Source organism: Corynebacterium sp. 21KM1197 (assembly GCF_033783015.1).
Taxonomy (GTDB): Bacteria; Actinomycetota; Actinomycetes; order Mycobacteriales; family Mycobacteriaceae; genus Corynebacterium.
On record NZ_CP123907.1, the window covers coordinates 320,148 to 343,561 of the forward strand.

The 23,414-nt window shown below is 61.2% G+C and carries 17 protein-coding genes; 14 read left to right on the forward strand and 3 right to left on the reverse strand.

Annotation, left to right across the window (positions count from 1 at the left end; genetic code table 11):
- The first annotated feature begins 210 nt into the window (after positions 1 to 210).
- From nusG to rplA, 3 genes are all read left to right on the forward strand, one after another.
- A complete protein-coding gene (gene nusG, locus OLW90_RS01590; RefSeq protein ID WP_319650653.1) occupies positions 211 to 1,065 on the forward strand; it encodes a transcription termination/antitermination protein NusG in 855 nt (284 codons plus the stop codon).
- A 213-nt stretch (positions 1,066 to 1,278) separates the two neighbouring features.
- Positions 1,279 to 1,710, forward strand: a complete 432-nt coding sequence (gene rplK / locus OLW90_RS01595; RefSeq protein WP_018119277.1) for a 50S ribosomal protein L11 — start codon at positions 1,279 to 1,281, stop codon at positions 1,708 to 1,710.
- 67 nt (positions 1,711 to 1,777) lie between these two features.
- Entirely contained in the window at positions 1,778 to 2,482 is a 705-nt protein-coding gene (gene rplA / locus OLW90_RS01600; RefSeq protein ID WP_319650661.1) for a 50S ribosomal protein L1, read from the forward strand.
- A gap of 187 nt (positions 2,483 to 2,669) precedes the next feature.
- On the opposite strand, the gene OLW90_RS01605 is transcribed toward rplA, so the two are convergent.
- Positions 2,670 to 3,632, reverse strand: coding sequence for an esterase/lipase family protein (locus OLW90_RS01605; protein ID WP_319650665.1), 963 nt, complete (start codon positions 3,630 to 3,632; stop codon positions 2,670 to 2,672).
- Positions 3,633 to 3,972: 340 nt separating this feature from the next.
- Between OLW90_RS01605 and rplJ the strand changes: the two genes are divergently transcribed.
- The 4 genes from rplJ to OLW90_RS01625 all read left to right on the forward strand — a co-directional run bounded on the left by rplJ (position 3,973) and on the right by OLW90_RS01625 (position 7,042).
- Positions 3,973 to 4,488, forward strand: coding sequence for a 50S ribosomal protein L10 (rplJ, locus tag OLW90_RS01610; RefSeq protein WP_319650668.1), 516 nt, complete (start codon positions 3,973 to 3,975; stop codon positions 4,486 to 4,488).
- 76 nt (positions 4,489 to 4,564) lie between these two features.
- Positions 4,565 to 4,951, forward strand: coding sequence for a 50S ribosomal protein L7/L12 (rplL, locus tag OLW90_RS01615; protein ID WP_319650670.1), 387 nt, complete (start codon positions 4,565 to 4,567; stop codon positions 4,949 to 4,951).
- Positions 4,952 to 5,151: 200 nt separating this feature from the next.
- Entirely contained in the window at positions 5,152 to 5,394 is a 243-nt protein-coding gene (locus OLW90_RS01620) for a hypothetical protein (protein ID WP_319650673.1), read from the forward strand.
- A gap of 1,132 nt (positions 5,395 to 6,526) precedes the next feature.
- A complete protein-coding gene (locus OLW90_RS01625) occupies positions 6,527 to 7,042 on the forward strand; it encodes a hypothetical protein (RefSeq protein ID WP_319650674.1) in 516 nt (171 codons plus the stop codon).
- On the opposite strand, the gene OLW90_RS01630 is transcribed toward OLW90_RS01625, so the two are convergent.
- A complete protein-coding gene (locus tag OLW90_RS01630) occupies positions 6,993 to 8,336 on the reverse strand; it encodes an IS256 family transposase (RefSeq protein ID WP_319649700.1) in 1,344 nt (447 codons plus the stop codon). The genes OLW90_RS01625 and OLW90_RS01630 overlap by 50 nt on opposite strands.
- An 85-nt stretch (positions 8,337 to 8,421) precedes the next feature.
- Here OLW90_RS01630 and OLW90_RS01635 point away from each other — a divergent pair, with 85 nt between their 5' ends.
- The 4 genes from OLW90_RS01635 to OLW90_RS01650 all read left to right on the forward strand — a co-directional run bounded on the left by OLW90_RS01635 (position 8,422) and on the right by OLW90_RS01650 (position 19,724).
- Positions 8,422 to 10,692: a VaFE repeat-containing surface-anchored protein gene (locus tag OLW90_RS01635; RefSeq protein WP_319650676.1), complete on the forward strand. Its 2,271-nt coding sequence runs from the start codon at positions 8,422 to 8,424 to the stop codon at positions 10,690 to 10,692.
- Positions 10,693 to 10,854: 162 nt separating this feature from the next.
- Positions 10,855 to 11,838 (forward strand): DUF3068 domain-containing protein, encoded by a 984-nt coding sequence (locus OLW90_RS01640; protein WP_319650679.1) that lies wholly within the window; start codon positions 10,855 to 10,857, stop codon positions 11,836 to 11,838.
- Positions 11,839 to 12,158: 320 nt separating this feature from the next.
- Entirely contained in the window at positions 12,159 to 15,653 is a 3,495-nt protein-coding gene (locus tag OLW90_RS01645) for a DNA-directed RNA polymerase subunit beta (RefSeq protein WP_319650681.1), read from the forward strand.
- A gap of 69 nt (positions 15,654 to 15,722) precedes the next feature.
- Positions 15,723 to 19,724, forward strand: a complete 4,002-nt coding sequence (locus tag OLW90_RS01650) for a DNA-directed RNA polymerase subunit beta' (RefSeq protein ID WP_319650682.1) — start codon at positions 15,723 to 15,725, stop codon at positions 19,722 to 19,724.
- Positions 19,725 to 19,798: 74 nt separating this feature from the next.
- On the opposite strand, the gene OLW90_RS01655 is transcribed toward OLW90_RS01650, so the two are convergent.
- Positions 19,799 to 21,007 carry a Fic family protein gene (locus OLW90_RS01655; protein ID WP_319650685.1) on the reverse strand — a complete coding sequence of 403 codons (1,209 nt, stop codon included), beginning with the start codon at positions 21,005 to 21,007 and terminating at the stop codon, positions 19,799 to 19,801.
- Between the two features lie 135 nt (positions 21,008 to 21,142).
- Between OLW90_RS01655 and OLW90_RS01660 the strand changes: the two genes are divergently transcribed.
- The 3 genes from OLW90_RS01660 to OLW90_RS01670 all read left to right on the forward strand — a co-directional run bounded on the left by OLW90_RS01660 (position 21,143) and on the right by OLW90_RS01670 (position 23,391).
- Entirely contained in the window at positions 21,143 to 21,502 is a 360-nt protein-coding gene (locus OLW90_RS01660) for a hypothetical protein (RefSeq protein ID WP_319650686.1), read from the forward strand.
- Between the two features lie 105 nt (positions 21,503 to 21,607).
- On the forward strand, positions 21,608 to 22,048 hold the full coding sequence (locus tag OLW90_RS01665; protein WP_319650690.1) for a MarR family winged helix-turn-helix transcriptional regulator: 441 nt from the start codon (positions 21,608 to 21,610) through the stop codon (positions 22,046 to 22,048).
- Positions 22,045 to 23,391, forward strand: a complete 1,347-nt coding sequence (locus OLW90_RS01670) for an alpha/beta hydrolase (RefSeq protein ID WP_319650693.1) — start codon at positions 22,045 to 22,047, stop codon at positions 23,389 to 23,391. The genes OLW90_RS01665 and OLW90_RS01670 overlap by 4 nt, the downstream gene beginning before the upstream one ends.
- Positions 23,392 to 23,414 lie beyond the last annotated feature (23 nt).

The window sequence follows — 23,414 nt, forward strand, 5'->3', positions numbered from 1 at the left end:
TCACTCACGCTTTTAAAGAGAAATTATCCCGCTGCCCGCCTGGGTGGCGGGATAATTCTTTGACTGTGGCACATGCGGTGGCCCCGTCTGATTCTTCCTTCCCCGACCGCTCGCGCGGCGGGAAGCCCGGAGGGGAATCAAGGAGGGCTAAAATGGTCACCGCGTTTCCACGCCCCGGATAAACACGTATCTCAACCCCAGGAGCACACGATGAGCGAGGATTACACCTCTCAGAACGATTCCGAATCCCCCCTGTTTGCCGCCGCGCGGGAGGCGATTCAGGATTCCGTGGAGGCCGAGGGAGCCACCGAGACTGCTGAAGCCACTGAGGCCCCCGCCGAGGAGCGCTCGGATTCCGCCGCTGGGATTGAGGAGGCCGCGCAGGCCCCCGAAGCCGCCGAGTCCGAGGAGGATACCTCCGACGTCGAGTATCGTCGCCGCCTGCGCGAGTTCACCCGTGATCTGAAGAAGAAGCCGGGCCAGTGGTACATCATTCAGTGCTATTCCGGGTATGAGAACAAGGTCAAGACCAACCTTGACATGCGCGCGCAGACCCTGGAGGTGGAGGATTCCATCTACGATGTGGTGGTGCCCGTGGAGCAGGCCATCGAACTGCGCGACGGCAAGCGCAAGATGGTCAAGCGCAAGTTGCTGCCCGGCTACGTGCTGGTGCGCATGGACATCAATGACCGCGCGTGGTCCGTGGTGCGCGAGACTCCCGGTGTGACCAGCTTTGTGGGTAACGAGGGCAATGCCACCCCGGTGCGCCACCGCGATGTGGCCAAGTTCCTCATGCCGCGCGCTGCCGTGGAGGGCGAGCAGAAGGCCTCCGCGAACGAGGTGGAGCAGGTGGTGGCCATGCCGGAGGAGAAGGCCGCGCCGAAGCAGCAGATCGACTTTGAGGTGGGCGAGGCCGTGACGATCCTCACGGGTGCCCTTGCCTCCGTGTCCGCCACGATCTCGGACATCGACTATGAGACGGGCAAGTTGCAGGCCCTGGTGTCCATCTTCGGCCGCGAGACTCCGGTGGAACTCACCGCGGATCAGGTGGAGAAGATCATCTAAGTCCGCCGCTTGAAAGCATTTGTACCTGGGTCTATGGCCCAGGTACACTGTCTTTTCGCGTGTGTTCAGCGCGCGCAGAAAACGTATTCATCCCCGGTGGCCGGGTTACGCGGAGAAACAGCATCAAGCTGCGAGCGGGGCCCGGCATCCGGACGGTAGGGGCGGCGCGGCCGTCGATACGCCCCGGCCGGTACCTAGGAAAGAGAGTGTGCGATGGCAAAGAAGAAGAAGGTCACTGGCTTTATCAAGCTCCAGATCGAGGCCGGTGCCGCTAACCCGGCTCCGCCCGTGGGCCCCGCCCTGGGTGCGCACGGCGTGAACATCATGGAGTTCTGCAAGGCGTACAACGCCGCCACCGAGAGCCAGCGCGGCAACGTGATCCCGGTGGAGATCACCGTGTACGAGGATCGCAGCTTTGATTTCAAGCTCAAGACCCCTCCGGCAGCCAAGCTGCTGCTCAAGGCCGCGGGCCTCCAGAAGGGCTCCGGCGTGCCGCACACCAACAAGGTGGGTTCCGTGACGATGGCGCAGGTCAAGGAGATCGCCGAGCAGAAGAAGCCGGACCTCAACGCCCGCGACATCGACGCTGCCGCCAAGATCATCGCCGGTACCGCCCGCTCCATGGGCATCACCGTCGAGGACTAATTTTTCCCACGTGGCAGGGCCAGCTTCGGCCCGCTAGACCACAAGATTTTTTAAGGATCTTTGAACTATGAGCAAGAAGTCTAAGGCTTTCCGCGCCGCCGCCGAGGCCGTGGATCAGAGCCACCTGTACAGCCCCCTCCAGGCCGCCAAGCTGGTCAAGGAGACCTCCTCCAAGAACTTTGACGCCACCGTGGACGTGGCCGTGCGCCTGGGCGTGGACCCCCGCAAGGCCGATCAGCTGGTGCGTGGCACCGTGAGCCTGCCCAACGGCACGGGTAAGACCGTGCGCGTGGTGGTGTTCGCGGAGGGCCCGAACGCCACCGCCGCCGAGGAGGCTGGCGCTGACGTGGTGGGCACCGCGGAGCTGATTGAGCGCATTCAGGGCGGCTGGACGGACTTTGACGCCGCCATTGCCACCCCGGATCAGATGGCCAAGGTGGGCCGCGTGGCCCGCGTGCTCGGCCCCCGTGGCCTCATGCCGAACCCCAAGACCGGCACCGTGACCACCGATGTGGCCAAGGCCGTCAAGGAGATCAAGGGCGGTAAGATTTCCTTCCGCGTGGACAAGGCCGCTAACCTGCACGCCGCGATCGGTAAGGCCTCCTTCACCGAGCAGCAGCTTGCGCAGAACTACGGCGCGCTGATGGAGGAGCTGAACCGCCTCAAGCCCTCTTCTGCCAAGGGCATCTACATGAAGAAGATCACCCTCTCCTCCACGATGGGCCCCGGTGTGCCGGTGGACCCCTCCGTGCAGAAGAACTTTGACGCCTAAGGCGCTCTAAGAAAGCCGCTCCCCGGTGCGTCCGGGAAGCGGTTTTTTCATGCCCACGGCCACCGGAAGCAAGAAACGAGCAAGAAAAACTTTCCGCAGGTCAAGAGGGTAAAAAATGGTGAAACGGGGTGGAAAATGGGGGTTCTGCGGGATATGGAGCAAGAAAAATTCCGCCCCGCGCCGTAACTTAGGCCCGCTTGCGCTTCCACTGCGGCAGCGCGCCGTACCCGGGGAGTACCGTGCCTCGCACGATGGGGTTGGTGGTGCGATATTCCCCGGTGACGTCCAGTTCCTCCAGGATGAAGTCAATGACGCGGGGGGAGTAAAGGATGGCCAGGTGATCGCTGAAGTCGCGCACGGCACCCTCCTGCACCAGCACGTTGCGGACGGTGGCACCGGGGCCCTCCTCAAGGAATTGATTGCGCCAGGGGGTCACGATCTCGTCGAAGCGGGTGCACAGGGTGGTGTAGCTGACCCCCGGCATGGTATCGCCCTCGCGGTTGATGTGACTCATCGCCTCGGAGCCTACGAGTTGATCCAGGGCGGCGTCGCCAAGCGTTTTCTTGACCACGCTGCGCAGGGTGGGCCAGCGCTTTTCAATCTTGAGCCCCAGGGAACCGAAACCGGAGAGCGTGGTGCCGTGGTGGCTGGGAGTGATGGCGATGACCTTGCGCACGCGGTTCAGGGTGGGGTCCTCGGCGTTGGCTCCGCCGGAATCGGAGAGGTAGAGCCGGGCCTGGCTCATGCCCTGGGAGTGTGCCAGCAGATCTACCTGCGGTGCGCCGGTGCGCTCCAGGACGCTGTTGATAAAGGCGGCCACTTCGGGCTGGGCTTCGAGGATTGACTGGGTGCCGTAGATAGCGCGGGGGCGGCCGGTGAGAGAGGAGGTATCGCGTCCGTAGTTGAAGGCAAATACGCGGTGCCCGGCGGCGGCGAGTTCCGGGGCGATTCTTGACCACGTGTTATAGCTATTCAGCCAGGTTCCGTGCACCAGCACCACGGGCACTTGTCCCTCTTCCAGGGGGGTATCCCAATCGTTGATTCCGTGGGGCATCCACTCGGGGTGCTTGATCGAGCGGAGGAAGGCGGCAAGAAAGTTCTTGGAGGCCCGGACGTTTTCCTGGGAGGAGACCTGAAGCTTTGTTGTCATGAAGAACACCATACAAAGATTCGCGGGATTTTGTTAGACTTTGCCTAGAAAAATAGGGATTTTGTTCTTTCCTGCGCTTGAGGTAGGGTATCCCTCGAAGTTTGAACGATCGCGCGTCCGCGCGCCTAGCTCAAGTTTCACCTAAGACCGTCGGTTATCCGCTCCCCGCGGATCGAAGGTTCCCGGCTTGCCGGGGCAACCCACGCAGGAGACACTTTCGAGCCACCGCCTTTCTATTGGGAAGGCCTCGGCCCCTGTGCTTCCTGCACGGGGGCTTTTTCTTACGAGAGAGTCTCCGGGCGGAAAACACGACAAGTTCAAGAGGAAGGAGGCGAAGTACATGGCTAACCCGAAGAACGAGGCGGATCTCAAGGAACTGAAGAACCGCTTTGCCGAGGCGGACAGCGTGGTGCTCACCGAGTACCGCGGCCTGAGTGTTGCGCAGACCACCGAGCTGCGCACGGCCCTGGGTGATGACGTCCAGTACTCCGTCGCCAAGAACACCCTTCTGAAGCTGGCCGCCAAGGACAGCGGCATCGAGGGTCTCGACGATTACCTCACCGGTCCCACCGCCATCGCCTTCATCAAGGGCGAGGCCGTGGATGCCGCCAAGGCGATGAAGAAGTTTGCCGAGGATAACAAGGCATTCATCGTCAAGGGTGGCTACATGGACGGTGCTGCTCTGACCCCGGAGCAGGTTCAGGCCATTGCGGATCTGGACAACCGCGAGACCACGCTGGCCAAGCTGGCTGGCGCTATGAAGGGCAACTTGGCCAAGGCCGCAGGCCTGTTCAACGCCCCCGCTTCTCAGGTGGCACGCCTTGCCAGCGCGCTGCAAGAGAAGAAGGAAGCCTAAGACACCGCGCATTACCGCGCACCATTAAACCCACACCGCGAGCCACGGCGGCTCGCACAATAGAAAGGATGCCATTATGGCTAAGCTTTCCAAGGACGAGCTGATCGAGGCCTTCAAGGAGATGACCCTGATCGAGCTCTCCGAGTTCGTCAAGGAGTTCGAAGAGGTCTTCGAGGTTACCGCTGCCGCTCCGGTGGCCGTGGCTGCTGCCGGTGCCCCCGCTGAGGGCGCCGCTGCCGCTGAGGAGAAGGACGAGTTCGACGTCGTGCTGGAGGACGCCGGCGCTAAGAAGATTGGCGTGATCAAGGCCGTGCGCGAGATCGTCTCCGGCCTGGGCCTGAAGGAGGCTAAGGAGCTGGTGGAGTCCGCTCCCAAGGCTATCCTCGAGGGCGCTAACAAGGATGACGCCGAGGCCGCCAAGACCAAGCTGGAAGAGGCTGGCGCGAAGGTCTCCCTCAAGTAATCTCCCGGAGATACTTTCACCCGGTTCTATCGCTGCGGCGATGGGGCCGGGTTTTCTTATGCGCACCTTTTCATGTGGCCTGTATTGATTGGAGATGGTGGGCGGCGGGTGTAACTTTTCCTTACGATAGAAAACATTTTGCGGTTCGCCTGCTCCGCTCTGGGGTAGCAATGCGCCCTGGAAGATGAGGCGGATATTGTATGAATGATAAAACAAGCCGCAATCACTTCTGTCATGCCGATTATCGCCGGTGGTTTCTAGCGGAGACGTCCTTGGAGTTCTCGGCAAGCATGGGCTTGGCGACGACCCTCGTGTTAGTGCAGGTAACAGGATCGATTGCTGTTGCTGGAGTGATCGGTGAGGTATCGTGCCTGGTCAGCATGGTGGCTACGCTTCTGGGCGGGGCCTGGGGGATGCTCGATTTCGGCGCGGACTATTACTGAGAACGGGGGCGTGTGCCTTAGTTATTCAGTTTTTCCTCATTATTTTCTTCTTTTTGGAGATCTTCCCGGTCGGATGGTTTGATCGCCGTTTTGTGTGTTGGGGCTCAGGATTTGATGTCCTTCCGAGATCCGATAGTGGATGCTGCGCTTAAACAGATAATCAAGCCGGAGGAGTTGCCTCGCGCAATGAGCGCTGCGCAGGCGCGTTCCTCCGTGTTTTCTATGATGGGTGGCTTTTGCGGTAGGAGCGGTGCTTCCCTTTCTGGTGCGCGGAATCTGCGACGTAATTTTTACCTTGTTGATTCGTATTGCTCAAGCGGACCTTGGTCCCTGTGCGGAAGTGCGGGATAATTGGAATGTGGTGCGATCCTTCTGAGGGGCATGATTCGGGCACTGTTGGGTTGGCGTCGGCGGGGTTGTGGGAGCGGCGTTGGCTCCCGTGTTCACCGATCGCATACCCGCAGGTAGACTGGTCATAGCTGGGTTGGCGTGGGTCGTTGTTTTACTATCGACGATCTACCTGTTGCCACGTCCCCTCTGGGTACTGGCGATACGGGCCGCGCTCTCCATGATTCTCTCTCCTGCCTTAAATGGTGCCCTCTTTGGGTATGTATTTTCCGTGACGCATGAGGGATTGCAAGGCAGGTCATGGTGACCTTCTCCATCTTGGGTGGTGTGGGCACGGCTGTGGCTCCGGTACTGGTGAGTCGGGCGGTGGCCCGGGGGTATGATTCCCTACTCGGGTTGGGGCGGGGGTGGGGGCCGTCGGGGTGGTGTGGCTTGCTTGCTCTCGCGAAGTGAGGGGCATGGCTCTGTAGGATTCGGGTGCTTTAGGGCGGCGAAATTAGTTCTGCGAGTCACAATTTCTTCCAGCATGTGGAGGTGACTATAAGAGGTGATATGCGGGCCTACGCAGTTGCCTTGCAGGTGAGGGGGAGGATAGTATTTACGTGGAGTCTTGTCTCCTAGTCAAGTGTCACAATTTGATTAAGAAGATAAGCCTTTTACGATTGGGAAATATTGTGTTTCTTGAGTTTCCTCTTAAGGAATAAGATCCCTTCGCTATTCTTTTAGGTAGGTGGATGTATGGATGGAATAACTGGATTCTCCCTAAAGGGTGGGGAGGTGTAATATGAGAAACTCTGTTTTTGGTAGTCTGCGCGCTAAGCGGCACGGTGGCCTTTTGGTCACCTGTATTGTTTTGGTGATTGCGCTTGTTGCTTCCATGAGTTTTGCGGTGGTCAATGCCGGTAAGGCTAATGCTCTGGAAGATGGTTCCAGGGTTGCTGTCAGTGCGGTGGAAAACCGTGCTGGGCATGACCAGTACAACATGATTTATGATATGGACCCCAACATGCCGGATTCACTTCCCGGCATGCGCGTGGAAACTCCCGTGGGGGTGAGCCTGTTTGACTATGCAACGGGCGATGGGATCGTTGGTTTCTGTATTGACGTGACCAGGATTGCTCGTACGGGTGACCCCGGTACGGTCATGGGCTGGAAGGAATACTCGGCCCTGGGTGGTAATAACCGTGCTCCGGTGCAGAAGAGCCCGGAGAAGCGAGCGTGTCAAGTTGTTTGTGTGTGGGGCGGTTTTCTTAGAGGTATTGGTCGAAGCGGTCGGGGTAGGCCACGGCCATCTGGTTGATGGCTTGCTTCCAGCCTGAGACTTTCGCTCCTTCCACAAGCCTCCCGGCGGTAGCCGCGGCCTTTTTACCTTCCTTGGCCCTGCGAGCAGCGCGTTTGTCTTCAATATTGCAGATCATCAACCACAAGGTCTTCAACGCGGATTCGTCGTTCGTAAACTGCACGCGGTTGCGGGTGGCTTTGCGCAACTCGTTGTTAAACGACTCGATGGAATTGGTGGTGTAGATGACTTTGCGCGCTGCCGGAGGGAACTGCAAAAACGGCACGAACCTCTCCCATGCGTCCTGCCACACCTTGACTGACCTGGGATATTTCTGGCCAAGACCCGAAGAAGCAAACTCCTCGAGTGCAATGGCAGCACTGGAGCCATCAGGGGCGGTATAGACCTTCTTCAAGGCCGCTGAAACCGCCTTACGGTCCCCGTAGGCAACCCACCTGTTAGCAGCACGAATCAAGTGCACAACACAGGTTTGTACCATCGATCCCGGCCAGGATGCCTCCACAGCCTCAGGCAGGCCTTTGAGCCCGTCACAGCAGACAATGAAGACATCTTTGACCCCGCGATTAGCCAGATTCGAGCACACATGGGCCCAAAACGACGCGCCTTCTTCCCTCGCGATCCATAGCCCCAAGATGTGTTTGATGCCGTCGAGATCCACCCCAATGGCCATATACGCGGACTTGTTGACCACGCGCCCGCCCTCACGGACTTTAATGCGCAGCGCATCAAGGAAAATGACGGGGTAGAACTCATCTAACTGGCGGTTCTGCCACACCATGACCTCATCAAGGACAGCGTCAGTCACCGCAGAAATCGTCTCGTGGGAGATATCAACACGCATGGCAGTAGCCATATGGTGTTGGATATCGCGCACTGTCATGCCCCCGGCATACAAGCTCACAATCATGTCGTCAACATCGGTCAAACGCCGCGAGCCTTTCGGGACCATGGTCGGAACAAACGTCCCGGCCCGGTCCCTGGGAACCTCGACAGTTACCGGACCGTAGTGAGAATCCACGGTCTTTGGATACGCCCCGTTGCGGTGGTTGTCTGTGCCTAGTGCTGCTTTAGCGTCTCTATCCCCTGGCCGGTAGCCCAGGTGGGCATCCATCTCGGCGTTTAAACCCCTGGTAATCGAGGCTTGCAACATCCCACGCACCAAATCGTTGGCGTCGGTGGTTGAGGTGCCTAAATCATCAATGAGCTTCGCGATCTCAGGGTTTGCAAGCAGCTTTTTCTCAATCGCGTCAATCTTGGCCTTATCAGCCGGATCTCGTCGTGTCACAGTAGTCATTCTGGCTTGTCTCCTTATGCGGGATGGAATCCCACACACAAACCATCAGACACTCTCTGATGAGACGATTGATAACACCGCCGGTGTGGTTACTGACATCAAGGCTGAGGACTCTGACTCCGACGTCTTCGCTGGGCCGCTGAAGCCGGGTGAGACCACCACCTTCACGGGCAAGCTCGTGCTGGAGGAGGGCGGTCAGTACCATGCCGACCGCGCCAAGGCCGAGGGTGTTCCCCCGAGCCCGGATAACCCGGATGAGCCCGGTGAGGACGAGCCGAAGGTTCCGTCCGAGCCGAACGAGGGTCACGCCAAGACCCCGTCCGAGCCGAAGCTGGAGTTGAAGAAGTACATCAACGACAACGACGCTCAGGATTGGGATACCGCTGAGGAAGTCCTCCCGGAGGAGACCTCGACGGTGAAGTTCGTGGTGACCAACACGGGTGACGTTGATCTGTTCAACATCACGCTGTCTGATGAGACGGTCGAGGGCGTGGGCGATGTTGTGAACATCACCCCGGATCAGATCGACCGCCTCAACGTGGGTGAGTCTGCGGAGTTCATCGGTGAGCTGACGCTGACCGATGGCAACCAGACGCACAAGAACGTGGCCAAGGCCGAGGGTGTTCCGCCGAACCCGGAGAACCCGGATGAGCCTGGCTTGGATCAGCCGAAGGTGCCCTCTAACGAGGACCCCGCTCACGCTGAGACCCCGGAGAAGGACGTTAAGCCGAACCCGCGTCCGACGGAAGCAAATCCGTCGGCCGAGGAGAAGCCCGCCGATGAACCGGATCCGCAGGATGATTCCTCGGATGAGCCGCAGCCCACGGAGGATAAGCCTGCTCCGCAGCCGTCCTCCACGCAGTCCTCGGAGGAGGAGACTCCTAGCGAGCCTGTGACGGAGGAGCCCGCCGAGCCCACCAAGCCGGGTATGCCGAAGCTTGAGTTGAAGAAGTACATCGGTACGGAGGAGTTCACGGGTGAGGAGAAGCCGCAGGGTCAGCCTGGTGCTGATGGTGTGGTGGACGCTCAGGACGAGTCCAAGGCCTTCGAGGCTAAGGACGCCGGGCAGGATCTCACGGTGACCTTCGTGGTGACCAACACCGGCGATATGGACCTGAAGGATGTTTCCGTGGCCGATGAGCTTACCGACGCCATCAAGATTGGTGAGATCAGCCCGGCCAAGCAGGACATCAAGAAGGGCCAGTCGGTGAACTTCACTGCCACGCTGAAGGCTCCGGAGGCCGGGAAGCTGCACGCCGATGAGGCGAAGGCAAACGGTGTTCCGGTGGATGACGAGGGCAAGGAAGTCCCGTGGACCGATGAGGATGGCAACGAGCACAAGCCGGGCGAGCCGGTGGACTCTAACGAGGACCCCGCGCACGCTAAGACCCCGCAGCCTGGTGAGCCGAAGCTGGAGTTGAAGAAGTACATCAACGACAACGACGCTCAGGACTGGGACGCTGCGGAGAACCTCAAGGCCGGCGAGAAGGCCACGGTGAAGTTCGTGGTCACCAACACCGGTGGTGTGGATCTGTTCAACATCACTTTGACCGATGAGACGGTCGAGGGTGTGGGCGTGGTGGAGAACATCACCCCGGATCAGATTGATCGCCTCAACGTGGGGCAGTCTGCCGAGTTCACCGGTGAGCTGACGCTTGCGGAGAACGAGGAGCACAAGGACGTCGCTAAGGCGCAGGGTGTGGAGCCGAACCCGGAGAATCCGAACGAGCCCGGCGATAAGCCGGTGGAGTCCAACGAGGATCCGGCGCACGCTAAGACCCCGAAGCCCGGCGAGCCTGTGGTGCCGGTGCCGCCGAAGCCGGGTGAGCCGGAGCCGAAGATCACCACGGATGCCGCGATTGAGGGCAATGGGCCTTTGGTTGCTGGTGCCACGGTGGTTGATACGGTGAGCTTCACTGGTTTGAAGGTGGGCCAGCGTTACGAGCTGGAGGCTGCGTTGATGTGTAAGGCTTCTGGTGAGTCCACTGGTGCTACGGCGAAGGTGGCGTTTGTTCCGCAGGTTGCGGATGGTCAGATTAATGTGCCGATTTCGGTGACGGATGCTAACTGCTCTGAGCAGGTGGCGTTTGAGACTCTGCGTGATAAGTCTGGTGATGTGGTGGCTGTGCACCATGACATTAATGATGCTGCGCAGACGGTGACTGCTGAGGATGTGACGAAGCCTGCGCCTTCGCCGGAGACGGTGGAGAAGAAGCGGGATCGGAATGTGACGGTGGTTTCTGAGGGTGCGCCTGAGGTTGGTAAGGCTGTGGCGCCGAAGACGCCGCGTCGTTCGATTAAGGCGATTCCGTCTGGTTCCTTGGTGTTGGAGGAGGGTATGCCTTCTCGGATCTAAGGGATCTGATGGTGACCTGTTAGGTCTGTGAGTGTGGGGGTGTGTGGTCCCGGTTGGGGCTGGGCACCCCCACCACCCATATCCAGGGCCCGGAAGCGAGCCCACGGGGGATAGGGCCGGGCGAGGGCGCGAGAAGGTGCCTCGGCGGGTAACATCGCGGACATGCTTCCTACCTCTCGCGTCGTGTCCGTGCTTCTCATGGGGGTGGGCGCAGCGCTTTTTATTGCGGGGCTGATGGCCCCGCGTGTGATTGATCAGGACGCCAGGCTGCCGCTCGATATAGGAGAACTCACCTGGACTCTGCGCGATGAGGCGGCGGATTCGATGGTGCTGGTGGATCCGCAACGCCCGGTGGTGACCACCCCCGTGGTGCGCCAAATGCATGTGACCTTGGAGGAACCATCCACGCAGGAACAGGTGATGGTGCGGGTGGGCACCAGCGAACTGCGCGAAAGTCAGCAGCGGGAGGCGGATCGCCTGATCTCCGCCCAGGTGTGGAGTTACGGGGTGGATCGCACCTCGGGGACGGCCACGGGCCCTGCGGTGCTGAGCCAACAACTAGCCAGCCCCACCACGGAGGTGGCGGCTCCTGCCTCCTGGTGGAAGTTCCCCTCTCAGGTGCAGCAGCGTGCCTATGACGTGTTCGATGAGACGCTGCGCGCCTCCGCACCGGCGGAGTTCCAGGGGGCGGAGGAACGCGATGGCCGCGAGGTGTATCACTTCCGCCAGATCATCGAGCCCACTAACGTGGCGCAGCGCTATCCCGGTGTGTTTAATACCACGGAGTTTTCAGAGGGCGAGGCAGGGCGTGGCTTCCTTTTCCATTCGGCCACGCGGGATTACTATGTGGATCGAGTTTCCGGGTTGGTCATTGATGTGCACGAGCGGATTGATGATTATTATGGCACCGCAGACGGAGCAAAGCGGGAACAGGTTTTAGCATTTGAGGGTGGCCTCGTGGAGGGGCAATCCGAGGAGTTACTGGCAGCGGTGCGGCAGGTGACGGAGCAGCGGCACGTGGGAGCGTGGTCGTGGGCCGGTATCGTGATCGGCGTGGCGCTCGTGGCTCTGGGGACGCTGGGTGCCCTGCGCCCGGGTGCCAGAAAGACCCGGAAAGCGCAGAAGGCTCGGAAGCGGAGGCGCTAGGGAGCCGTGAGTGCCGGGTGGCAGCGGCCGACCTAGCATGAGGCGAGCCGCCCGCTAAGCCCCCGGTGCCCCGCGTGGGTGCCGCGAGGGGGCGTCGATAAGCATGAAACCTTGCGCTCCGGCTGAAAGTGGTATAGGCTACTTCGTTGCGCTGGAATCCGTCTCTAGGGCACCGGGTAACCTTGATCGGTTGGTGAGAAAAAGCCAATTTGACAAGGTGATTTTGTGCTATCTGGGGCGGGTATCCACAGCAGTGAAAATGCTAAAACTACCAGCGGATATGTCGGTTGTAGGCCCATGCAATCGGCGGTCCGCGTGAGGTGCTGGAAGGACCCATCTTGGCAGTCTCCCGCCAGACCAAGTCAGTGGCCGATACCCCCGGAGCTCCGAAGCGTTACTCCTTCGCTAAGTACTCGGAGCCTATTGAGATCCCGGGTCTCCTTGACGTGCAGCGTGATTCCTTCGACTGGCTCGTTGGCACGCCCGAGTGGCGCGCGCGCCAGCAGGAGGAGCGCGGCCCCGAGGCGCGCATCACCAGTGGTCTTGAGGATATTCTCGATGAACTCTCTCCGATTCAGGATTACTCCGGCAATATGTCGTTGTCCCTCTCGGAGCCTCGTTTTGAAGAGGTAAAGAACTCCATCGAGGAGTCCAAGGACAAGGACATTAACTATTCGGCTCCGCTGTACGTCACGGCCGAGTTTATTAATAACGATACCCAGGAGATTAAGTCCCAGACCGTGTTCATCGGTGATTTCCCGATGATGACGGATAAGGGCACGTTCATCGTGAACGGCACGGAGCGCGTGGTGGTCTCGCAGCTCGTGCGTTCTCCCGGTGTGTACTTCGATCAGACCATTGATAAGTCCACGGAGCGCCCGCTGCATTCCGTGAAGGTCATTCCTTCGCGCGGTGCCTGGCTGGAGTTCGACGTGGACAAGCGCGATACCGTCGGCGTGCGCATCGACCGCAAGCGCCGTCAGCCGGTGACGGTGCTGCTCAAGGCCCTGGGTTGGACGGCCGAGCAGATTCGGGAGCGCTTTGGCTTCTCCGAGATCATGATGTCCACGCTGGAAAACGACGGCGTGGAGAACACCGACCAGGCTCTGCTGGAGATTTACCGCAAGCAGCGCCCCGGCGAGCAGCCCACCCGCGAGCTGGCGCAGTCCCTGCTGGATAACGCCTTCTTCCGTGCCAAGCGCTACGACCTCGCTAAGGTGGGCCGGTACAAGGTGAACCGCAAGCTCGGCCTGGGCGGGGATCACGATGGCCTGATGACGCTCACGGAGGAGGACATCGCCACCACCCTGGAGTACCTCGTGCGCCTGCACGCGGGGGAGCGGACCATGACCTCGCCCACCGGCGAGGTGATTCCGGTGGCCACCGATGACATCGACCACTTTGGTAACCGCCGCCTGCGCACCGTGGGCGAGCTGATCCAGAACCAGGTGCGCGTGGGCCTTTCCCGCATGGAGCGCGTGGTGCGCGAGCGCATGACCACGCAGGACGCGGAATCCATCACGCCCACCTCGCTGATTAACGTGCGCCCGGTCTCCGCCGCGATCCGCGAGTTCTTTGGTACCTCGCAGCTCTCGCAGTTCATGGACCAGAACAACTCCCTCTCCGGCCTGACCCACAAGCGCCGCCTGTCCGCGCTGGGCCCTGGTGGCCTCTCCCGCGAGCGCGCGGGTATCGAGGTGCGCGACGTGCACCCCTCGCACTACGGCCGCATGTGCCCCATCGAGACTCCCGAGGGCCCGAACATCGGCCTGATCGGCTCGCTGGCCACCTACGCGCGGGTGAACCCCTTTGGCTTCATCGAGACGCCGTACCGCAAGGTCGTCGATGGCAAGGTCACCGACGAGGTGGAGTACCTCACCGCCGATGAGGAGGATCGCTTTGCCGTGGCCGAGGCCTCCACCGAGGTGGACGCCGAGGGCAACATCACGCAGGGCCGCATCGAGGTGCGCGTGAAGGACGGTGATATTCAGGTGACCAACGCCCAGGGCGTGGATTACCTGGACGTTTCCCCGCGCCAGATGGTGTCCGTGGGCACCGCCATGATTCCCTTCCTGGAGCACGATGACGCCAACCGTGCCCTCATGGGCGCGAACATGCAGAAGCAGGCCGTGCCGCTGCTGCGCTCCGAGGCCCCGCTGGTGGGCACCGGCATGGAGTACCGCGCGGCCTATGACGCGGGCGACCTCGTGATTGCCCCGCGCGCGGGCGTGGTGGAGAACGTCTCCGCGGACTTCATCACCATCATGGACGATCAGGGCCAGCGCGATACCTTCATGCTGCGCAAGTTCGAGCGCACCAACCAGGGCACCTGCTACAACCAGACCCCGCTGGTGAAGATTGGGCAGCGCGTGGAGGCAGGCGAGGTGCTTGCCGACGGCCCCGGTACCCACAACGGCGAGATGGCGCTGGGCCGTAACCTGCTCGTGGCGTTCATGCCGTGGGAGGGCCACAACTACGAGGACGCGATCATCCTCAACCAGCGCGTGGTGGAGGAGGACATCCTGACCTCCATCCACATCGAGGAGCACGAGATCGACGCCCGCGATACCAAGCTGGGCGCGGAGGAAATCACCCGAGAGATTCCCAACGTCTCCGAGGACGTGCTGCGCGACCTCGACGATCGCGGTATCGTGCGCATTGGCGCGGACGTGCGCGCGGGCGACATTCTGGTGGGTAAGGTCACCCCGAAGGGTGAGACGGAACTGACCCCCGAGGAGCGTCTGCTGCGCGCCATCTTTGGCGAGAAGGCCCGCGAGGTGCGCGACACCTCCCTGAAGGTGCCCCACGGCGAGACCGGCAAGGTGATCGGCGTGCGCCGCTTCTCCCGCGAGGACGATGACGATCTGGCCGCGGGTGTGAACGAGATGATCCGCGTGTACGTGGCGCAGAAGCGCAAGATCCAGGACGGCGATAAGCTGGCCGGCCGCCACGGCAACAAGGGCGTGGTGGGCAAGATCCTGCCCCCGGAGGATATGCCCTTCATGGCCGATGGCACCCCCGTGGACATCATTCTGAACACCCACGGCGTGCCGCGTCGTATGAACATCGGTCAGGTGCTGGAAACCCACCTTGGCTGGCTCGCCGCCGCGGGCTGGCAGGTGGACCCGGCCGATGAGAAGAACACCGAGCTGCTCAAGACGCTGCCTAAGGAGCTGTACGACGTCCCCGCCGGCTCGCTCACGGCCACCCCCGTGTTCGATGGCGCCACCAACACCGAGGTGGCGGGCCTGCTGGCGAACTCCCGCCCCAACCGCGACGGCGACGTCATGGTGGACGGCAACGGCAAGACCATGCTTCTCGACGGCCGTTCCGGCGAGCCCTTCCCGTATCCGGTGTCCGTGGGCTACATGTACATGCTCAAGCTGCACCACCTGGTGGACGAGAAGATTCACGCCCGCTCCACCGGCCCGTACTCGATGATTACCCAGCAGCCGCTCGGCGGTAAGGCCCAGTTCGGTGGCCAGCGCTTTGGTGAGATGGAGGTGTGGGCCATGCAGGCATACGGCGCGGCCTACACCCTCCAGGAACTGCTGACCATCAAGTCCGATGACGTGATGGGCCGCGTGAAGGTGTACGAGGCGATCGTGAAGGGCGAGAATATCCCGGACCCCGGTATCCCCGAGTCCTTCAAGGTGCTGCTCAAGGAGTTGCAGTCCCTGTGCCTGAACGTGGAGGTTCTCTCCGCCGACGGCACGCCGATGGAACTCTCCGGCTCCGATGACGACATGGAAGCGACGACGTCGCTGGGCATTAACCTGTCCCGCGATGAGCGCTCCGATGCCGACATCGCCTAAGCAAACCAACCCCTTTACTTTTATCCGCCATTTCAATCCCTCCCGATGGGGGAGGGGAAAGGGAGTTACGTGTTCGACGTAAACCTCTTCGACGAGCTTCGCATTGGCCTGGCCACTGCTGACGACATCCGTCGTTGGTCTAAGGGCGAGGTCAAGAAGCCGGAGACCATTAACTACCGCACCCTCAAGCCGGAGAAGGACGGCCTGTTCTGCGAGCGCATCTTTGGCCCCACCAGGGACTGGGAGTGCGCCTGCGGCAAGTACAAGCGCGTGCGCTACAAGGGCATCGTCTGTGAGCGCTGTGGCGTGGAGGTGACCAAGTCCAAGGTGCGCCGCGAGCGCATGGGCCACATTGAGCTCGCCGCACCCGTCACCCACATCTGGTACTTCAAGGGCGTTCCTTCCCGCCTGGGGTACCTGCTGGACCTCGCGCCCAAGGATCTGGAGCGCATCATCTACTTCGCCGCGAACATCATCACCTCGGTGGACGAGGAGGCGCGCCACGCCGATCAGTCCACCCTTGAGGCGGAGATGCTGCTGGAGAAGAAGGACGTGGAGGCCGATGCCGAGTCCGACATCGCCGATCGCGCCCAGAAATTGGAAGAGGATCTGGCCGAGCTGGAGGCCGCCGGTGCCAAGGCCGACGCCCGCCGCAAGGTGCAGAACGCTGCCAACAAGGAAATGCAGCACATCCGCGAGCGTGCCGAGCGCGAGGTGGAGCGCCTGGAGGAAATCTGGCAGACCTTCATCAAGCTCGCCCCGAAGCAGATGATCATTGATGAGACCATCTACTCCGAGCTGGTGGACCGCTACGAGGATTACTTCACCGGCGGCATGGGCGCCGAGGCGATCCAGACGCTGATTCGCAACTTTGACCTGGATGCCGAGGCCGAGGTCCTGCGCGAGATCATCAACAACGGCAAGGGCCAGAAGAAGATGCGTGCCCTGAAGCGCCTGAAGGTCGTGGCGGCCTTCCAGCGCTCCGGCAACGATCCCGCCGGTATGGTGCTGGACGCTATTCCGGTGATCCCCCCGGAGCTGCGCCCGATGGTGCAGCTCGACGGCGGCCGCTTTGCCACCTCGGACCTCAATGACCTGTACCGCCGCGTGATCAACCGCAACAACCGCCTCAAGCGCATGATCGATCTGGGTGCGCCCGAGATCATCGTGAACAATGAGAAGCGCATGTTGCAGGAGTCCGTGGACGCACTGTTCGATAACGGCCGTCGCGGTCGCCCCGTCACCGGCCCCGGTAACCGTCCGCTGAAGTCCCTGTCCGACCTCCTCAAGGGCAAGCAGGGCCGCTTCCGTCAGAACCTCCTGGGTAAGCGCGTGGACTACTCCGGCCGTTCCGTGATTATCGTCGGTCCGCAGCTCAAGCTGCACGAGTGCGGCCTGCCCAAGCTCATGGCTTTGGAGCTGTTCAAGCCCTTCGTGATGAAGCGCCTGGTGGAGCACGATTACGCGCAGAACATCAAGAGCGCCAAGCGCATGGTGGAGCGCCAGCGCCCTGAGGTGTGGGACGTGCTGGAAGAGGCCATTGCCGAGCACCCGGTGATGCTCAACCGCGCCCCCACCCTGCACCGCCTGGGTATTCAGGCCTTCGAGCCCAAGTTGGTGGAGGGTAAGGCCATTCAGCTGCACCCGCTGGCCTGTGAGGCCTTCAACGCCGACTTCGACGGCGACCAGATGGCCGTGCACCTGCCGCTGTCCGCCGAGGCTCAGGCCGAGGCCCGCGTGCTCATGCTCGCCTCGAACAACATTCTCTCCCCGGCCTCCGGTAAGCCGCTGGCCATGCCGCGTCTGGACATGGTGACCGGCCTGTACTTCCTCACCATGGATAAGCGAGAGGACGAGATCGGCGGCCAGGGCCGCTACACCCCGGCCACGGAGGAGCGCCCCGCAGAGGGCGAGTACACCTCCATGGCGGAGGCGATCATGGCCCGCGACCGCGGTGTGCTGGGCTTGCAGGCCCCGATCAAGGTGCGCATCTCGCACCTGCGCCCCCCGGAGGCCGTGGAGACGGAGCAGTTCCCCGAGGGTTGGGAGCGCGGCCAGGAATGGCTGGCGGATACCACCCTGGGCCGCATCATGTTCAACGAACTCCTGCCGTGGGATTACCCCTACCTGGAGGGCGTGATGGTGCGCAAGGGCGGTGGCTCCGGCAAGATCCTGCTGGGCGACGTGATTAATGACCTCGCCGCCAAGTACCCCATGATTACCGTGGCGCAGACCATGGACAAGATGAAGGATGCCGGCTTCTACTGGGCCACCCGCTCCGGCGTGACCATCTCCATGTCCGACGTGCTGGTGCTGCCCAACAAGACGGACATCCTGGAGCGCTACGAGGACGAGGCCCGCCAGATCGAGCGCAAGTACTGGCAGCAGGGTGCTCTCACCGAGCGCGAGCGCTACGACCGCCTGGTGGAACTGTGGCAGGCCGCCACCAACGAGGTGGGTGAGGCCGTGGAGGACCTGTACCCGGACGATAACCCGATCCCCATGATCGTGAAGTCCGGTGCCGCCGGTAACATGCGCCAGATCTGGACCCTGGCCGGCATGAAGGGCATGGTGGTGAACTCCAAGGGTGATTACATCACCCGACCGATCAAGACCTCCTTCCGCGAGGGCCTCTCGGTGCTGGAGTACTTCAACAACTCCCACGGTTCCCGTAAGGGCCTGGCCGATACCGCCCTGCGTACCGCCGACTCCGGCTACCTCACCCGTCGTCTGGTGGACGTGGCCCAGGACGTCATTGTGCGCGAGGATGACTGCGGCACCCGCCAGGGCGTGCGCGTCCCCGTGGCAGTGGCCGCCCCGGGCACCGAGACGGGCTACCGCGCCCACGAGTTCGTGGAGACCTCCGTGGCGGGCCGCGTGCTGGCCACCGACGTCAAGAACGCCGAGGGCGAGGTGGTGCTGGAAGCCGGTGCCGATCTCACCGAGGCCACCGTGGCGGGCCTGGTCTCCGCCGGAGTGGAGTGGGTCAAGGTGCGGTCCGTGATGACCTGCCAGACCCCCACCGGCGTGTGCGCCAAGTGTTACGGCAAGTCCATGGCTTCCGGCCACCTGGTGGACATCGGAGAGGCCGTGGGCATCGTGGCCGCCCAGTCCATTGGTGAGCCCGGCACCCAGCTCACCATGCGTACCTTCCACCAGGGTGGTGTGGGTGGTGACATCACCGGCGGTCTGCCCCGCGTGCAGGAACTCTTCGAGGCCCGCGTGCCCAAGAATCGCGCGCCCATCGCCTCGGTGGCGGGCACCATTCACCTGGAGGACGAGGGCAACTTCTACACGCTCACCATCACGCCGGACGACGGCAGCGATAACGTGGTGTATGAGAAGCTCTCCAAGCGCCAGGGCCTGGCCCAGGTGCGCCGCCCCATGGAGTCCAACCCGAACGCCATGATCGAGCGCGCCCTGCGCGAGGGCGACCACGTGGAGGTGGGCGAGCGCCTGCTGCGCGGTCCCGCCGACCCGCACGACGTGCTGGAGGTTCTGGGCCGCCGTGGTGTGGAAAAGCACCTCATCGACGAGGTGCAGGCCGTGTACCGCACGCAGGGCGTGGCGATCCACGATAAGCACATCGAGATCATCATCCGGCAGATGCTGCGCCGCGGCACCGTGATCGATTCCGGCTCCACCGAGTTCCTGCCCGGTACCCTCGTGGATCTTTCCGAGGCCAAGGCCGCCAACGCCGAGGCCCTCGCCGCAGGCGGCAACCCCGCCGAGCTGCGCAGCGAGATCATGGGTATCACCAAGGCCTCGCTGGCCACGGAGTCCTGGCTCTCGGCGGCCTCCTTCCAGGAGACCACCCGCGTGCTGACCGACGCCGCGATCAACAAGCGCTCCGACAAGCTCATTGGCCTGAAGGAGAACGTGATCATCGGTAAGTTGATCCCGGCCGGTACGGGTATCTCGCGCTACCGCAACATCACGGTCACGCCCACCGAGGAGGCCCGCAACGCCGCCTACGCGATCCCCACCTACGGGGAGGCGATCTACGGTGACGACGGCTTCGGTGAGTTCACCGGCGCCTCCGTGCCGCTGGACGAGGCGTTTGAATTGTAAGGTGTAACGCTTTTGGTGCTTGAGGCCCGCTTCTTCCCGAGAGGGGAGGGGCGGGCCTTTGGTCTTGTAGGGGACTATTCCAATCCGAGCAGACTTCGGCCCTCGGCGGTGAGGCCGTAGCGCAGGGGACGCTCGCCGTGTAGTTCTATAAGGCCACGCTCCTGGAGCCGGGCTGTCCAGCGGCGTGTTTGTCGATCCCCGGTGGGGACGTACTCAACCACGGTTCGATGCAGTATTCCGTTCTCGGAATTGAAGAGGTGAGCCTGCCCCAGAACAAAGAGGATGGACATCTCTTGTTCTCCAAACCGATTGCTGAGTTGCTTTACGGAAGCCCACAGGGTGTCGAGGGCCTGTTTTCTTTCGCTTATCTCCGCGCTGAGATTGCGCTGCGCCGCGTGTAAGAGGTGGAGCAAGCGGCAGAGGAAGATCGTGCCGTCCGCATGGTTGAGGGGATTTTCTGTTTCAAGAAACGCCTTGTAATAGGCCTCCTTATTTCGGCTCAGGGTGCGGGAGAGGGAGAGCGCCGTGGGAGCGGAGAGTGCCTGGGTGAGGGATAGTCCGAGGAGGTAGCGGCCCAGGCGACCGTTGCCGTCGTAAAAAGGGTGGAGGTACTCGAACATGAAGTGGCACATCAGGGTGGTCACCAATGGAGCTGGTGATTCATTGTCATTCATGCTGCGCAGCATGACCAAAAGCCCCTCGACGATTGCTGATTCCGGGTTTACGCCTCGGTGAACTTCTTTGGTGCCGTTGCTGATATACACGGGATTGGCGCGGAAAAGATCGCCGTCCGGGTGATCCTTCTCGGAAACCTCGTCGAGCATGAGTCGGTCGTAGAGGGCCCGTATTTCCTCCGGGATTTGGGGTAGGGTGACGTCCTTGGAGACGGCGTCAAGGTAGAGTCGCACCGCTTCTCGGAAGCGCGTTGCGGTGGGGTTGGCTGACTCCGCAGCGTTTAATGCCGCAGCGAGTTCCCTGCGGGTGGAGTGTATTTGCTCAATGGCGTTTGTTGCCATTACTTCCTCGATGATGAGCGAACGCAGATAGTGGTGCTGTGCGGCCCCGCTGAGTTCGTTCCACTGGAGGGCGATGGTGCGTTCGGTGTTCAGAATCTTCTCGATGTAGGCGTGGACGTCGAGGCTCAAGACGCAGAAGAGTTGCCCATCGCCTACGTGAAATGGCCAGTGGAGGGTGGAGTCCGAGTGCTGTCGTTGCTCTAAGAGTTCGGCGGCGGCGCGGGTGCCGTGAGCGTGAAACTCTGTTTTGAGGCTGCGATAGTTCATGCGGGGTCCTGGTGTGAGAGGGGAGGTAGCGTCTTATTTGACATATCTGGGGAATATGTCAGATAAGAGGGGTATAGACGGAGTATAACCGGACATATCGGGGCGATGTGTCAGATTAGGGGAGAGGGAGATTCTGTGAGCGTGGACGAGGTGTGTCTCCGCTTCCGCGCTGCGGTGGAGGCGATTGTCGAGGGAGAGTTTGTCTCCGCAGCAAGGGAGGGGCTGCGTTGGCAAAGCGTCCACGGTGCGTTGATCAGTATCGAACTCACCGATGGGCAATGGCGGGATTACTGGGAAAGGTGTGCCTCGGTGGAGGACGGTCCTGCGGAACTCATGGCCCTGCATTTTTATGAGCAGATTCAGTTCCTGGAACCGGAGTATGAAGAGGCTGTGCTGATCGCTCCGCGAGGGGGATTCTGCTGGGAGCATATCTCGCGCGCGGCACGGGAGGAGATGGGGGAGGGAAGGCGCGGTGACTTTCGGTGGGTGTGGTAAGCCGTCGAGCTTGGCGACGCCACCTCAGCGCTGGGCTTTGCGCTTGCGGGGGCAAGCCTACCCGGATATAGTTCGGGTACCGAACCATAGAGGAAAGGGGTTGGCGTGACTCTTGACCTTCACCTGCTTAACGGGCTGACGGAGAACTTTCAGGAGTTCCTGGCTCATGTGGCCGTGCGCCTCAACGGCGCGTTGGAGGGTAGTCAGATAACGGAAGATCAGTTCCATACGCTGAACCTCATATTTGAAAAAGGGCGGTGTACCTCCGCAGAATTGGCGGCCGAGCGCAACGTGACCAAGAGTTCCGTGACGGAACTTGTGGCCAGAATGCAAGCTAAAGGCTTGGTGGTCAAGGTGGATAATGAGGCGGATAGACGCAGTCAGTATGTCTGCCTTACTGGGGAGGGGGAGTCTCGGTTAAACGAGGTGAAAATGAAATTTATTGCGGCTCTCGGTCCCGCCCTGGCTGGGGATGGCGATGTGGTGCGGGAATTGAATAAGAACCTCGCGCATGTGAATCAACTACTGAAGGACGGTAAAAAATGAAAACACTACTGTGGTTTGAAATCCTCGGGGTGATCATTCTCATGGCCCTGGGGGCCACACTGTTCAACTATGGCGTGCTCATCGGGGTGCTCGCGCTCGTTTTTGTGCTGGCGATGGCCGGGGCGCGCTTTGTGATGAGCGCGAAGAAAGCCCGGATCGAGTTGGGTCTTGCCGGAGTCTTTGAGGTGTGCCAGGTGCTATGGCTTATCGGAAACACCGGCACGCTCTGGGCCCTGTCCAGGGTGGTCTTGGTGGTGTACTTGCTCTACCTCTTTTATCGGAAGGCCGTGGAGGTGCATCGCGGAGCTAGGCTGCGGGGACTCGGTGTGGTTTCCCTCGCCCTCTTGCTGGTGGTGAGCGCGGGGGCTTCCTACCTGACGTATGCGACGGTGAATCCGTCCATCATCGCGCGGACGATGATGGGGGAGAATAGCTTTGAGTCGATCAAAACCCGTGCCGTTGATTTCGATTCGGCTAAATACACCTCGCACTTTGACGTCGAGTACGCTGAGGATTATCCCAATAGTTACCTGGATATTGTCACGCTGAACGATGGTAAGCCGCACCCCACTTACTTTTATGTGCATGGCGGTGGTTTTACCGCGGGCGATAAGATGGTGGGCGACCCGAACACCAAGGCCCAGGATGATTACATGGCGTATTTTTTTACGGACATGTTGGAGCAGGGGTATAACGTCGTGAGCATTAATTATGCCCTGGCTCCCGAGTATATTTATCCCGTGGCTACTCGTCAGGCCGATCAGGCGGTGCGATTCTTGCAGGAGAATGGGGATCGGTACGGAATCTCCATGGATGACGTGGTCTTTGCCGGTGGTAGCGCCGGGGGTTATATTGCCGCGGGCTTTGTTACCGCGCAGCTCGATCCCGCGTATGCGGAAAGTATTGGCGTGGCGCCCGCGATGAGCAAGGATCAGATCAAGGCGATGGTGCTGGAATCTCCCGCCCTTAACCCGGCTCAGAGCGGCAAGACGCAGGCTCCGAGCGTGCTTGCGGACTATATTTTCCAGACAATTTTGGGAAGTTACCTGGACACTACCTCGGTGAGTCCGGATAAGACGGTCATGGATCGGTCCAACCTCATTGCTAAGGTCAATGCGGCCTTCCCGCCCACGTTCCTCTCCGATGGGAATAACGCGACCTTCCCGGATCAGTCCATTGATTATCAGAAGGCGCTGGAGTCTTATGGCATCAAGTCCGAGGTGTATATCCCGAATCGAGAGGAAGTGGGTGCTAAGGGGCACGGGTACATGGTGAATCTGCAAGACCCCACCTCCAAGGTGTTCCTGGATAAGCGGCGCGAATTCCTTTCTTCCCTGGGGTAAGGCTGGTGGAGCGACTTGCTCCG